General features: G+C 47.6%; 13 protein-coding genes and 1 tRNA gene. 13 read left to right on the top strand and 1 reads right to left on the bottom strand.

Going from position 1 to position 13,383, the window contains the following annotated elements:
• Positions 1–154: 154 nt before the first annotated feature.
• The 11 genes from C8N47_RS08970 to C8N47_RS09020 all read left to right on the top strand — a co-directional run bounded on the left by C8N47_RS08970 (position 155) and on the right by C8N47_RS09020 (position 10,761).
• Positions 155–757 (top strand): hypothetical protein, encoded by a 603-nt coding sequence (locus C8N47_RS08970; protein WP_107822206.1) that lies wholly within the window; start codon positions 155–157, stop codon positions 755–757.
• 82 nt (positions 758–839) lie between these two features.
• Positions 840–1,949 (top strand): L,D-transpeptidase family protein, encoded by a 1,110-nt coding sequence (locus C8N47_RS08975; RefSeq protein WP_170111344.1) that lies wholly within the window; start codon positions 840–842, stop codon positions 1,947–1,949.
• 25 nt (positions 1,950–1,974) lie between these two features.
• Positions 1,975–2,688 (top strand): L,D-transpeptidase, encoded by a 714-nt coding sequence (locus C8N47_RS08980; protein WP_211316084.1) that lies wholly within the window; start codon positions 1,975–1,977, stop codon positions 2,686–2,688.
• Positions 2,689–2,848: 160 nt separating this feature from the next.
• Complete coding sequence (locus tag C8N47_RS08985) at positions 2,849–3,622, top strand: hypothetical protein (RefSeq protein WP_146161482.1); 774 nt, start codon at positions 2,849–2,851, stop codon at positions 3,620–3,622.
• 674 nt (positions 3,623–4,296) lie between these two features.
• Entirely contained in the window at positions 4,297–4,854 is a 558-nt protein-coding gene (gene mobA, locus C8N47_RS08990; RefSeq protein ID WP_146161483.1) for a molybdenum cofactor guanylyltransferase, read from the top strand.
• A 255-nt stretch (positions 4,855–5,109) separates the two neighbouring features.
• Entirely contained in the window at positions 5,110–7,353 is a 2,244-nt protein-coding gene (locus tag C8N47_RS08995) for a molybdopterin-containing oxidoreductase family protein (protein ID WP_107822210.1), read from the top strand.
• Positions 7,350–7,883, top strand: a complete 534-nt coding sequence (locus C8N47_RS09000; protein WP_211316085.1) for a 4Fe-4S dicluster domain-containing protein — start codon at positions 7,350–7,352, stop codon at positions 7,881–7,883. The genes C8N47_RS08995 and C8N47_RS09000 overlap by 4 nt, the downstream gene beginning before the upstream one ends.
• 12 nt (positions 7,884–7,895) lie before the next feature.
• Positions 7,896–8,837, top strand: a complete 942-nt coding sequence (nrfD, locus tag C8N47_RS09005) for an NrfD/PsrC family molybdoenzyme membrane anchor subunit (RefSeq protein WP_107822212.1) — start codon at positions 7,896–7,898, stop codon at positions 8,835–8,837.
• A 96-nt stretch (positions 8,838–8,933) separates the two neighbouring features.
• A complete protein-coding gene (locus tag C8N47_RS09010; RefSeq protein WP_107822213.1) occupies positions 8,934–9,449 on the top strand; it encodes a YeeE/YedE thiosulfate transporter family protein in 516 nt (171 codons plus the stop codon).
• Between the two features lie 71 nt (positions 9,450–9,520).
• Positions 9,521–10,126, top strand: coding sequence for a YeeE/YedE thiosulfate transporter family protein (locus C8N47_RS09015; RefSeq protein WP_107822214.1), 606 nt, complete (start codon positions 9,521–9,523; stop codon positions 10,124–10,126).
• A gap of 11 nt (positions 10,127–10,137) precedes the next feature.
• Entirely contained in the window at positions 10,138–10,761 is a 624-nt protein-coding gene (locus C8N47_RS09020) for a rhodanese-like domain-containing protein (RefSeq protein ID WP_170111345.1), read from the top strand.
• 156 nt (positions 10,762–10,917) lie between these two features.
• Here the strand turns inward: C8N47_RS09020 and C8N47_RS09025 are convergent.
• Positions 10,918–10,989 (bottom strand) — tRNA-Glu (locus C8N47_RS09025).
• A gap of 361 nt (positions 10,990–11,350) precedes the next feature.
• Between C8N47_RS09025 and C8N47_RS09030 the strand changes: the two genes are divergently transcribed.
• Positions 11,351–12,652, top strand: coding sequence for an oligosaccharide flippase family protein (locus C8N47_RS09030; RefSeq protein WP_107822216.1), 1,302 nt, complete (start codon positions 11,351–11,353; stop codon positions 12,650–12,652).
• 1 nt (position 12,653) lies between these two features.
• Positions 12,654–13,349: a DNA alkylation repair protein gene (locus tag C8N47_RS09035; protein WP_107822217.1), complete on the top strand. Its 696-nt coding sequence runs from the start codon at positions 12,654–12,656 to the stop codon at positions 13,347–13,349.
• Positions 13,350–13,383: the final 34 nt, after the last annotated feature.

Consider the following 13,383-nt stretch of genomic DNA (forward strand, 5'->3'; position numbering starts at 1 on the left):
TAAAAATAAATTAGAAATATTTTTTCCTCTTCGGCGTTACTTCCGGTTTTCCTTCCGTCTAAATGGAAATTTCAATCCGAAATGCCATAGATAAAACGAATTTAAGCATTGGGTTGAATTTTAATACAGAAAATTAAATTTTACTTATTTGACGATGAAAAAAAAGTTGATGATTGCGTTGACAGCTGTCAGTATCGCTGTCTTGTTTAGTAGCTGCGGAAAAGTTCCTCAAGCTGAAATTGATGCAGTTAATGCCGCAATTGAAGCTGCTAATACGGCCGGTGCTTCTGTTTATGTTGCTGAAGATTTCGCCGCATTGCAGGATTCGATGCTTGCAGTTAACGAAAGCATTGAAGCTCAAAACGGAAAATTGTTTAAGAATTTTGATGGCGTAAAAGCTCAATTGGCTGTGGTTAGCCAGCTGGCTGCTGACACGAAAGTGAAGGCTGAAACACGCAAAGAAGAGGTAAAACAGGAAGTGATCGCTCTGCAAACTGATGTGACCAAGCTGCTGGCTTCGAACAATGCGTTGATTGCGCAGGCTCCGAAAGGAAAAGAAGGTGCCGCTGCTTTGGAAGCTATTAAAGGCGACAATGGACTGGTTGAAACTTCGCTGACAGAAGTGTCTGAGCTGGTAGCTGCTGATAACTTTATGGCAGCACTTGATAAAGCTAAGGCTGCTAAGGAAAAAGGCGATGCAATAAACGCTGAGCTGAGCGAAGTGATTGCAAAGTATGCCAAAAACAAAAAGCGATAAGCTCATCCATTTTTTAGAGCTGTAGTAACCATAGAATTTCCCCGGGAGAATTGTGCCCGGGGATTTTTTTAATGCGATGTTTATGCGGAGGCTAAAGCGGAAGCTTGTCTGGTCCTTGGGGACTGTGGCAATCGTTGTGTTGTTGGTTGTGTTGGCAGTTTATCAACGGCCGCAGCCGCCGGTTTCCGGGTTGAAAACAGCTCGTGAAGCATTGCTCGCTGCGCAAAATACAAATGCAGTCCGGTATGCGAGCGAGGCTTATGTTGAAGCGAAGACGGCCTACGACTCGGCGATGCATTACTGGGCTGTGGAGAATGATCGGTTTATTTTGGCGCGTAATTATTCGACCGTTGAATACTGGGTGGCACAAACCCTCCGTAAAGCTGTTGAGGCTGGCGAGCTCTCCGGCCGAAGAGCTGCCTCGGCCGATAATCGACTTAAACAAGCCTTGCAGGAGGCTGAAAACCAGTCCCGTCTTTACGATCGGTACTATAAGCATTTGCCGCTCCCGGCCGCAGTAACCCGGAACCATAACAGGGGAGTGATGAAGTTGGCCGAAGCGAAGTTCTCGTGGCAGAACCGCCGGTTTAACGAGGCGGAAGCGCATCTTGCAGAGGCTGAGGGCTTGCTGCATCATTCCAATGAAAAAGCAGAAGCCTTAGTTCGTGCATGGTTCGGAGCACACAGCAGTTGGCAAAAACAGACTCAGCAGGCTATCCGACAATCGAATGGAGGCCAGAAGGTTATCCTGGTCGATAAATTGGCACATCGCTGTGTTGTTTATCAGACTGGAAAGATCATTCGAACTTTTGACGTTGAGTTAGGCATCAACTGGCTGGGCGATAAGCAACGAAAGGGAGATAAGGCGACGCCCGAAGGCGTATACCGGATAAGCCGAAAGAAAGCCGGCGGACAGACAAAATTTTATAAAGCTTTGTTGCTGAACTACCCCAATGACCGAGACCGGGCGCGCTTTGCAGCAGCCAAACGCAATGGCAGCCTGTCGGCCAAAGCGGATATCGGTAGTTTGATTGAAATTCACGGGATGGGAGGCAAAGGCGTTGATTGGACCGATGGCTGTATTGCATTGCATAATCAGGATATGGATGCCCTGTTTCGGCTGGTGTCGGTCGGCACTCCTGTTTTCATCGTCGGATCTGTTCGGCCGTTGAATGAAGTTCTTGGGGAGTAATGATTTAATCGCTTGGAATTGAAGGATGAAAAGAGAAATTGATTCGGTAAAAGAAGATGGTTTCAAGCTTATTTTAGCGAAGCCTTTGTGGCGATGGTTAGGCTTCGTGCTGACGCTGGTCGGTGTGCTATTGCTGTTTTTGTGGCTGGTTTTCGGAGCCACGCCATGGCTTACAAAACAGCCTTTGTTGTACCGCCTGGCTACCGACAGCAGCGCGGTAATGGCCGCCATGCCCGGTTCGCAGGAGCTGACTGCAGATATTGGCCGCTTGCAAAAGAAGATGGATCGGTTGACTCCAGGAGGAATGTACCTGATCGTGAACACCACCAATAATACCTTTGAACTGTATCGAAACAAAAAACTGATTCGTCAGGGCCTTTGCTCTACTGGCAGCTATATCCGGCTCGAAACCGATCAGCAAAAACATTGGGTGTTCGAAACGCCCAAAGGGGTTTTATCGGTGAAGGGGAAAATTACTGATCCCGTATGGCGCAAACCCGATTGGGCGTTTGTGGAGGAGGGCTTGCCGGTGCCGCCGGCCGACTCGCCCAGTCGTTACGAATATGGTGTGCTGGGCGATTATGCCCTGGCGCTGGGCAATGGCTATTTGATTCACGGAACGCTTTATCAGCGATTTTTGGGACAGCCGGTAACTCATGGCTGCATCCGTTTAAATGATGAAGATCTGGAGGCCGTCTATAAGACGCTGCCCGTGGGGGCAAAAGTGTTTATTTACTAAAATGAATAGCTCCTTGAATTGTTGCAATTGGCTGGCTTTTTGTGCTTTGTGGACTTGTGGCTTGGGATGTCAAAGCGCGCTGGATCATAGCATTATAAGTGCTTTGTGGTCTGAAAATCTAACAATTTATTGAAAAATGAATCCCGAAAAATATACGCAGATGAGAAAGTCCAAAGAACGAAAATTCATCACAATTTTTGGTTCAGTAATCTTGTTGTTGGTAGCCGTCCAATATGTGGTTTTGTCGATCATTGCTGTGCGGAATTATGTGAAAATGCTTTACCAGCAGGAGGATGTAAGGCTGCTTTCGGTTGCTGCTGAACCGGATGCGGAAACCTGCACGCTTTATCGGGATAAAACCTGGCTCGAGAGTCGCTTTCAGCTTACAAAAGCCGACTCCATCAGCTTGTCAGTAAACCTGAAAGATAGTGTACTGCAACTGGAACTAAAAGGTGTGGTTCTGAAAAGTTCGAAATTGATCGACTTTCAAATCGACGAGTTGTTCCGGCGCTTGAATATCGGGGCATACCATCATTATTTTGGAGAGCCGGCCCGAGGGACCAGCCTTTTGTCGACAATTGCACGGTCACCATTGGTTGTGAAGAAAGCTCCGCGCGACAGTGTGGAATATGCCAATCAGCAGCATATTATTGCTACCACCCGGCAGGAGATTGTGCACTGGATGCTCACCCTGGATAATCAGATCGTGCTGAAAATTGAAGGAGTGGATACTGACGCGAGAAGCGAGTGGCTGCAAAGTAAACAGTTTTGGTGGAAGCAGGATTTGAAACAGGCGAAGACCGACTTGCAAAAGACCATCCGTTTTAAACAGCCGGACTATCGCCCTTCGATAAGTTTGATTTTGAATGAAGCAGACGCCAAAGCGATCTTCCGGGCTTTGCCTGATCAACCGCAGGTTTGTGTGCGCTTGTGAAAAGAACAACCTGATTCCCGGGAATCACCAACAGGAATGAAAGTTCACTGTTTTTCGACGATGCTGTTGTCGTTGTTTTCAAAAGTTGTCGGGTTGTCGCTCCACCTCTAATCAAACCCAGTTGTTGGCAATGCGGCTTAGCGCCTCTGCGTAATAAAACTTTCAGAAAAAAACATTCATGATTCATGGGAATCACCAACAGGAATGAAAGTCTACAATTTTCGACGATGCTGTTGTCGTTGTTTTCAAAAGTTGTTGGGTTGTCGTTCCACAGCTATTCAAAACCAGTTGTTGGCAATGCGGCTTAGCGCCTTTGGGTGGTAAGACTTTCAGAAAGAAGCACCTGTTCTCCTAAAGGACTGGTGCTTTTGGGGTGTGTTAAACACAAGGCTTTCCATCGCTATGCTGGATGCTGATCTTCGTGCAAGTGCGATTGCTCTATCGCATTCTTTCGATCTACGAAAAATAAACCAGCAGCAAAAGCAAAATCAGGATAGCTCCAATTGCAAAGGCGATCAGGTTGCCATGGTCTTTTCTTCTTCTTCTGTTCATAGTTCGGTGGTTTAAATTCAGATGTTCAACAGAATGGTTTTTACGGTTTGTACGAAAGATAGCAATTTTTGATTTATCCCGGATTTTCCGAACTTCGGTTAAATCGAAAAAAATCCAAACAGATGACAGAACAGTTTGGCGGCATCATCCTGGCAGGAGGAAAAAGCTCCCGAATGGGAACAGATAAAGGTTTAATGATGTATCGGGGGAAATTGCTCGCACAGTATGCAATCGATTTACTGCGCCCGCTTTGCTCCGAGATAATTATTAGCACGAACGATCCGGATTATGAGCAGTTTGGACTGAAGACCGTTCCCGACAGCTTTTACAATTGCGGCCCGCTTGGCGGTTTGCATGCCGCACTGTCTGAGTCCCGTTTTAATTATAACATGGTCGTTAGTTGCGACGTACCTTTTGTGGTTCCCGAGTTGTTTAGTTTGCTCCTGGCAGAACGACAGGGTGCCGATGTGGTCGTTCCTGTTCATCAAAACGGGATTGAACCCCTGGTTGCTCTGTATAGGAAGGAGGTGGCTTCGCTATTAGAAATAAAATTGATGGCTGGAAACTACCGGGTTCAGCAGGTTATTCGCAGCTGTCACGCTCGGGAAGTGGCTGTTGATGGGCTGTTGAAAAGATATCCTGATTTATTCCGGAATTTAAACGCGATGGTTGACTTGTGAACGAAAGATCAATATCTGCTAAATGCTGTTAATCAAGCTATTGTGTTGAATCATTCTAGATTATTTCTTTTTCTTATTTGTAGACTTTCTAAATAAAAGCGACGTGTTTTGTTTGTTGGTTGGTAGTCAGTGTAGTAGTGGTTTTCCTCTGCCTGGTTGCAGTAAGTAGTAATGGCTGCTGTAAAACATATTGAAATAATCACATATTGCTATATCGATAGTTTTGTATGTTTATGTGACTAAATCAATCTAACTATGGCTCACAAACGTCGGGATTTTATAAAAATTTCTTCCTTGAGTGCTGCAGGCCTTTTATTTGGAGCACATCAGTTGCGCTCGGCCAGGCCCGATTTCAATAAAACGCCTTTCAGTAACATGCGACCTGTTGGTTCTGTACGGACTTCCACTTATTGCGAAGTTTGTTTTTGGAAATGTGCTGGTTGGGTATACAAGGATCAGGAAGGAAACATCAAAAAAATTGTTGGAAACGATGACGACACAAACTGCAACGGACGGCTTTGCCCGCGCGGAACAGGAGGTGTTGGCATGTATTACGATCAGGATCGTTTGAAAACACCTTTGATCCGTGTTGCCGGAGCGGATGGGCAACAAACATTTCGGGAAGCCAGCTGGGATGAAGCACTGGATGTGGTTGCCAAAGGACTGGCAAAAATTAAGCAGGAACACGGAGCTGAGTGCACGGCCTTGCTCACGCATGGTAGTGGCGGCCATTACTTCGGAACCTTGTTGAAAGCATTTGGCTCGGGGAATATTGCGGCGCCATCGTACGCGCAATGTCGCGGACCCCGCGAGGTCGCTTTTATTGCCACTTATGGCGAGGGGCTGAACTCTCCCGAACCGACCGACATTCGGGACACGCGCTGTCTGGTGCTGATTGGCTCACATCTGGGCGAGAATATGCACAACGGACAGGTGCAGGAAATGTCGGACGCTATTGATAAAGGAGCAACGATAATCACTGTTGATCCGCGTTTTTCAACAGCGGCCAGCAAGTCCAAATTCTGGCTGCCCATAAAACCCGCTACCGATCTTGCGTTGCTGTTAAGTTGGATTCATCTGATCATCGAGAATAATTGGTACGACGAAGAGTATGTTGAGAAATATACCTATGGCTTTGAGCAGCTAAAGCAACATGTAAAAAGCTACACGCCCGAGTGGGCTTACGGAATTACGACGATTAAACCGGATGTGATTCGCGAAACAGCCCGCGAGATGGCCAATGCAGCTCCTTCGGTGATTGTTCATCCGGGGCGCCATGTTACCTGGTATGGCGACGACACACAGCGCTTGCGGGCAGTGGCTATTCTGAATGCGCTGCTCGGTTCGTGGGGGCGACGAGGTGGTTTCTTTGTGCCTGAGAAGGCTGAAGTGCCTGATTACCCGCATCCGCCATTTCCCAAACCAGCTCGTACCTGGCGCGACGCAATGGATGGAAAGTTCCGACTGGCAGATCTGGCGTTGGCTAACGGAGTTTGTGAGGCTACGATTCCGTCGGTTCGGATGGACTGCCATATTAAAGGGTGGATTGTTAATGGCACCAACCTGATTATGACCCTGCCCGATAAACAAAAAACACTGGAAGCCATTAAAAGCCTCGACCTGCTGGTGGTGGTGGATACCATGCCCATGGAAATTACCGGTTATGCCGATGTTGTGCTCCCCGAGTGCACTTACCTGGAGCGCTGGGATGATCTTCGCATTGTTCAGGGGCGGGTGCCCAATGTGGCACTGCGCATGCCTGCAACCGATCCGCTTTACGATACCAAACCAGCCTACTGGATTGCCAAAAAGCTGGCGGGCAAAATGGGACTGGGTGATTATTTTGCCTGGGAAAATTTTGAGGATTCGCTGGATTGGCAACTCAAACAAATCGGTTCGTCGCTCGACGAAATGAAACGGATTGGGGTGAAAAACCTGCCGCGCGAATACGGTCCGCTGTATTTTCAGGATGGGGAAGACAAAGAGTTTTATACCAATACCGGTAAAATTGAATTGTATTCGACTGCTTTTGCTGAAGAAGGCTTCGACCCGTTGCCGGTCTATACTCCACATCAGGAGCCGCCTGCAGGCTATTATCGTCTTAATTACGGGCGGGCACCAATGCACACCTTCAGCCGTACGGCTAATAATCCCAACCTGACAGATCTGATGGATGAAAATGTGGTCTGGGTGAATCCGAAGGTGGCCAAAGAGTGGGGCTTAACTGCCGGACAGGAGGTTTACCTGCAAAACCAGGATGGTGTCGTCTCCGATTTTCCCATTAAGGTCCGGATAACCGAGCGTATCCGCTTCGATTCGGTATATATGGTGCATGGTTTCGGCCATAATCATAAACAGCTGAGCCGGGCGCATGGTCGCGGAGCCAGTGACTCGCAACTGATTACCCGCGTGTTGGTCGATCCGATTATGGGCGGAACCGGTATGCGTGGAAACTTTGTAACATTTCGATTTGAAAAAGAAAGTGAGGTGGAATCATGAGATACGCCATGGCTATTGATACTAAAAAATGTGTCGGCTGCGCGGATTGCGTGGTGGCCTGCCAAACCGAAAATATGGTGCCCATTGGCTATTGCCGCGACTGGATTGTGGAAGTTACTGACGGAACCTATCCGCAACTGGAAATCGAGATCCGCTCGGAACGATGCAATCATTGCGATAATTCGCCCTGTGTGCGTTGTTGTCCCACCGGTGCCAGCCATTATGTTGAGGGCGGTATTGTGAAGGTTACCCAGCACAAATGTATTGGTTGCGGTGCCTGTATTGCCAGTTGTCCCTACGATGCGCGTTACTCGCATCCCGATGGCTATGTGGATAAATGTACATTTTGCGATCACCGTATTAAGCTGGGCGAGCAGCCGGCCTGTGTTGCTGTTTGCCCGACCAAGTGCATGTATTTCGGCGATTTGGACGATCCGAACAGCGAGGTATCCAAGGTGCTGAAAAAGCGAAAGTATAAAAGCCTGATCCCCGAAGCAGGAACCAGGCCTCATGTTTTTTACCTGATCTAAACCAACAGAACTATGCGAGAAGAACTAATCACCAGCGGACGCATGAATGCCCATATTGATCCGCATCTCGAAATTTGGCACTGGCATATTCCGCTTTACTTGTTTTTGGGTGGTTTGACTGCCGGAATCTTGTTTTTTGCGGCTTTGTACACCATCTTGGGTAAGGAGGAACGCTATGCGGGAGCTGTACGCCGGGCGCCGGTTGTTGTGCCTTTTTTGCTGATAATCGGCCTGGCTGCTTTATTTCTCGATTTGCGCCATAAGTTGTATTTCTGGCAATTGTATACCACCATTAAACTGGAGTCGCCCATGTCGTGGGGTGCCTGGACCTTGATGGCAATTACGCCCATCAGTGTGATCTGGCTTGCCATTCATATTCAGGAATTTTTTCCGAAATGGGAGTGGAAGAATATCATCCTGAAAGATTTGAATGGCTTTTTTGTGAAGAATAAGGTTGGGCTCGCTTGGGTGATGCTCGTGTTATCTCTGATTTTGGGGATTTATACCGGTATTCTGTTTTCAGCCTTCAATGCACGCCCGCTTTGGAATACCTCGATTTTGGGCCCCTTGTTTCTTGCTTCGGGCTTGTCGGCCGGAGCAGCAACGATTATTCTGTTTGCACGAAGTCATGATGAACGTCTGTTGTTTGCCCGCATCGATTTGATGCTCATCGGCATCGAACTGTTTCTAATCATTCACATGTTTATGGGCTTTCGTGCCAGTACGCAGGTGCAAATCGAAGCTTCCGGTTTGTTCCTGGGGGGGCCTTACACTGCACCATTCTGGATTTTTGTGGTGATGTTGGGCATGGTTGTCCCGGCATTCCTCGAAATTCTGGAGCTTCGACACAAAAAAATACCGGTTTATCTGCCTGTGGCTTTGGTGTTGTTTGGTAGCTTGATGCTGCGCTTCATTATTGCTTATGCCGGGCAGTTTAGCCGGTGGTTGTATTGATGGGGCAGTCGCCGAATTTCGGCAGTTCTAGCGAAACGAAAAATGATGTTTGTATGACGAATGATTGAAATCCAATAACCTAAAAATCTATTTGAGATGAATGAACCGAAAAAATATATGAATCCCTATCTCGGCGGTGTGCTGCTGGGATTGGTGTTGGCAGTGGCCTTCTGGGTGTCGGGCCGCGGGTTGGGGGCCAGCGGTGCTGCTAAGTCTGTTATTGTTGCCGGTGTCGAAACGGTGGCACCCTCGCATGCCGAAAATGCGTTGTTTTATCAGGAGTACGGCTCAACCCATGAGCATCCGCTCAAGTCGTGGCTGGTATTCGAGATGCTGGGCGTGTTGGTTGGCGGTTTCCTGTCGGGGGCTTTGGCCGGGCGGTTGCATTTCAAGGTAGAGCGAGGACCGAATGTGAGCAGTCGGATCCGCGTCATCTTTGCTGTTATCGGTGGTATTTTCTTTGGCTTTGGCGCGCAGCTGGGCCGTGGCTGTACTAGTGGTTCGGCGCTAACGGGGATGTCGGTGCTGTCGGCAGGCGGATTTATTACGATGGCGGCCATCTTCGGAACTGCTTTTGCCTTAGCCTGGTTTGCCCGCAAGCTGTGGCTGTAGTCATTGATTAGTGATAATTGATTAATTGCTATTCTAATTTTCTGATATTCGAACACTCAAATCTTACAATTATGGGACCATTAATTGTCAACGAAATAATTTCACCCAATACAAATTTTCTGATTGCATTCTTCATTGGCATTGCTTTCGGATTTATTCTCGAGCAAAACGGATTCTCCAGCAGTCGTCGCCTGGCGGGTATGTTCTACGGCTACGACACTACGGTGCTTAAGGTGTTTTTTACGGCCGCCATTACCGGAGGCCTGGCCCTTTTGTTTATGAGCCTTTTCGGTTGGATCGATCTTAGTTACATCTATATCAATCCCACTTTTTTGTGGTCGGCTATTGGCGGAGGCGTCATCATGGGGGCAGGTTTTATCATGGGGGGCTATTGCCCGGGAACCTCGTTCTGCGCCGCAGCTATTGGCAAAATAGACGCACTGGCTTTCATTGGCGGAATCTTTATCGGCATTTTTGCGTTTGCCGAAGGCTACCCGCTGTGGGAAAGTTTTTATAAGGCCGAGTTTATGGGCAGCCCGCTGCTGAGCGATTGGCTGGGGCTGTCGCGAGGCGTACTCATGTTGCTGATTATTTTGGTGGCTTTGGCCATGTTCTGGGTCGGCGAATGGGCCGAAAAGAAATTTGCACGGAAAGATTATACCATCAATCAACGTTAAAAACAGAAAGTATGAAAGCACGATTAATACTGGCCAGCGTGATTGTTCCTCTTGGGTTGATTATAGCTGCCATTCCCGAAAATACCACCAAGCCCTATCGTTTAACGGCCGATCAGTTGCTCGATGAGGTGAAAGAAGAATTACAATTTGTACATCCCGATCAAATTGCGGATATGTTGATTCAGAAAGATCCCACCTTGCAGCTGATTGATGTGCGTAGCCGCGCCGAATTTGAAAAATTCAGTTTGCCCGGTGCTATCAATGTCCCGATCGAAAGTTTGCTGGATGCGGAGTACACCGATTATCTGAATCAGGATGTGAAAATGAATGTCTTTTACTCCAACAGTTCCAATAAGGCTAACCAGGCGTGGATGATTACCCGTCAGTTGGGTTATCGAAATAATTACGTCTTACAAGGGGGACTCAATTATTGGGTCGAAACCATTATGAACCCGGAAATGCCGGCACAAACCAGCCCCAATGAAGAGTTTGCCAAATACGATTTCCGAAAAGGAGCAGGTGCTGCCCTGGGAGGCGGAGCAATTGTTCCGGCAACCAGCACGCAGGAAGCTCCGGCCGCATTACCTCCGGTTACCAAAACTAAAAAGAAGAAAAGAGTACAGGGAGGTTGTTAGTCGTTCGGATTTTGGAACGAGAAAATACTGTTTGCAGACTGCCCGATAGCCGGGTGGTCTGTTGCTGTTTTTTGGGAGCTTTGTTTGCCTCTGTTGTGGCAATCGAATAGTGCTAAAAACAAAAAAGAAGAACCGTTGCTGATTCTTCTTTTTGCGTAGCCCGTAGGGGAATCGAACCCCTGCTACCAGGATGAAAACCTGGCGTCCTAACCGCTAGACGAACGGGCCATCATTTCTATTTGTTTCCCTTTGTTTAAGGTGCTGCAAAGATATACGCTTTTTTTATTCGTCCTATAGTTTGATGAAAAAAAAGACGGAAATTTTAATTTTTTTGTGCCGTTATCAGCAGCCCGCTGTTGCGGTGATTTTTCACTGTTTTAACAAATTATTGAGTGAGAGTACTTTTAGCTATTCGCTTGTTTTTTGGGGGCAATGTCTTCATGATTTTTGCCGGGTAGGGGCATCTGAAATTTGCCCAAATAAATGGTTCTGGCAGTTTCCTTCATTTAAAAATGAATAGCCCGCCGGCGGTGTCACTTTATCGAAGTTTTCAGTTGGTAGTAAAAGGCCTAAATTTTAGCTTTGGGGGATGAAGCTCAAACTAACAACCATCACCGCCATGCAGCTCAATCAGCTGATGCGCTACGGCAGCATGATCCTGATTGGTGTTGTGATGGCTAAAAGTACCTTGGGGATCGGTGCTATTGGTCTGTATGAGCAATTCTTGTTCATAGCCGGCAGTGTTAGTTTCTTTTGGTTGAATGGCTTGTTGCGCGGTTTGCTTCCCTTGTACGAGGACGACAACCAGGTCGGGATTGGTTTCTTCAATGCTTTTTTGCTGCTGACCGTTCTCTCTGTTTTTGCCGGAGCTTTGGTGTTCTCGGTAGGGGGAATCTGGTTTCCCGGGCTTGTTGGCGGTAATGGCTCATCGCAATTGTGGATGCTTGCTTGTTTTCTGTTTTTTTCGGGGCCGGCGAGCCTGACTGAAAACTATTTTCTGGTGCGAAAACGTACCAGCTGGCTCATTGCCTATGGCATTTTTAGCGCTGCACTGATGCTGGTGGCGGTGCTTTTACCTGTTTTTTTTCATTTCGGGATTGATGGTTGTATCCGCGGGCTTGTTGGCTGGGCACTTGTACGCTATGTTGTTTTGTGGCTGTTTGTTCTGCGCGGGCTGCCTTTTCGTTTCTCTTGGGCTTATCAAAAAGAACATATCCGACTGTCGTATCCATTGGTGCTTTCAGCCTTGCTAAGTGGGTCCGCTCAATATGTCGATGGATTTATCATTCGGTCGCGTTACGACGAACAGGTTTTTGCTGTTTTTCGCTTCGGAGCGCGCGAGTTGCCTTTGGTGTCGCTGTTGGCCAATGCGTTTAGCAATGCCATTTTGCCCGCTTTTGCCGGCGGTGGCCCGGTCGATCGCAGCTTGACAAGGATTCGCAAGGAATCGTCGAAAATGGCGAATTACCTGTTCCCGCTATCCGCCGTACTTTTGCTTACCAGTCATCTGTTCTTCCCGCTATTTTTTAATGCTGGTTTTTCCGAAAGTGCGACCGTATTTAATATTTACCTGTTGTTGATTATAAGTCGCCTGCTTTTTCCGCAAACGATTCTAATCGGGCTGAAGCAGACCGATCTTATCTGGCGGGCTTCCCTGTTCGAGCTGCTGCTGAATGCCTGTCTGAGCTTGCTCTTGGTTCGTTTCTGGGGAATCTCCGGCGTCGCCTGGGCAACAGTTGTCGCCTATTTAGCCGAAAAGATAGGGCTTTCGTATGCCGTTAAAGCAAAGCTGGGAATCTCCTGGTCAAGTTATCAGAATTTAACCCGCCAGCTGATTTATTCATTACTTTTGCTGCTCGTATTTTATTTGGTTGAGTGTATAATTTATTGATATGGATATTTTATTGGACGATCCGGCAACGGAAAAAACATTTCAGGAAATTCTGGCCAAAATTCGGCTGCGTAAAAATGGCGAAACGGTAGCCCTAATGAAAAAGATGGGGGTGAAATACAAGGTGAACTGGGGAGCTTCCATTATTCACCTTCGCGAGTTGGGCCGGAGTTATGAGAAGAACCATCTTTTAGCTTTGAAGCTTTGGAATAAAGGTTGGCGCGAAACCATGATTTTAGCCAGTATGCTGGAAGTGCCCGACGCCATGACTGAAGAGCAAATGGACTTTTGGACCAAAAGCACCGAGAATATTGAGCTGATTGAGCAACTGGTGGCGAATTTGTTTGTGCATTCGAAGTTTGCTTTTGTGAAAGCCCTTGAATATTGTTGCGGGAAAAAATATCTGGTGCATTATGCCGGTTTGCAGTTGATTGGCCGTCTGGCAATGGTCGACAAAAAAGCCATCAACGAAATGTTCGAGCCGTTCTTTGCGGTGATGGCGCCCCTGGCGAAAGACCCGCAGCTGGGGCAGGTGTTCTATCGGACCATGACTGCTCTGATAAACCGGAACGACGATTTGCGTCAATCGTGCGAGTCGTTTTTGAACCAGGTGAATGAGATGGAAGAAGAACAGGCCCGGAAAATTGCATCAGTACTGCTGGAAGATATCGCCGATTTGAATGCCGACATGGCTTAATGCCGATAGCCGAAGATTATTTTGGCAGCAATGT

The organism is Mangrovibacterium marinum, from assembly GCF_003046625.1.
In the GTDB taxonomy this organism is placed as follows: Bacteria; Bacteroidota; Bacteroidia; order Bacteroidales; family Prolixibacteraceae; genus Mangrovibacterium; species Mangrovibacterium marinum.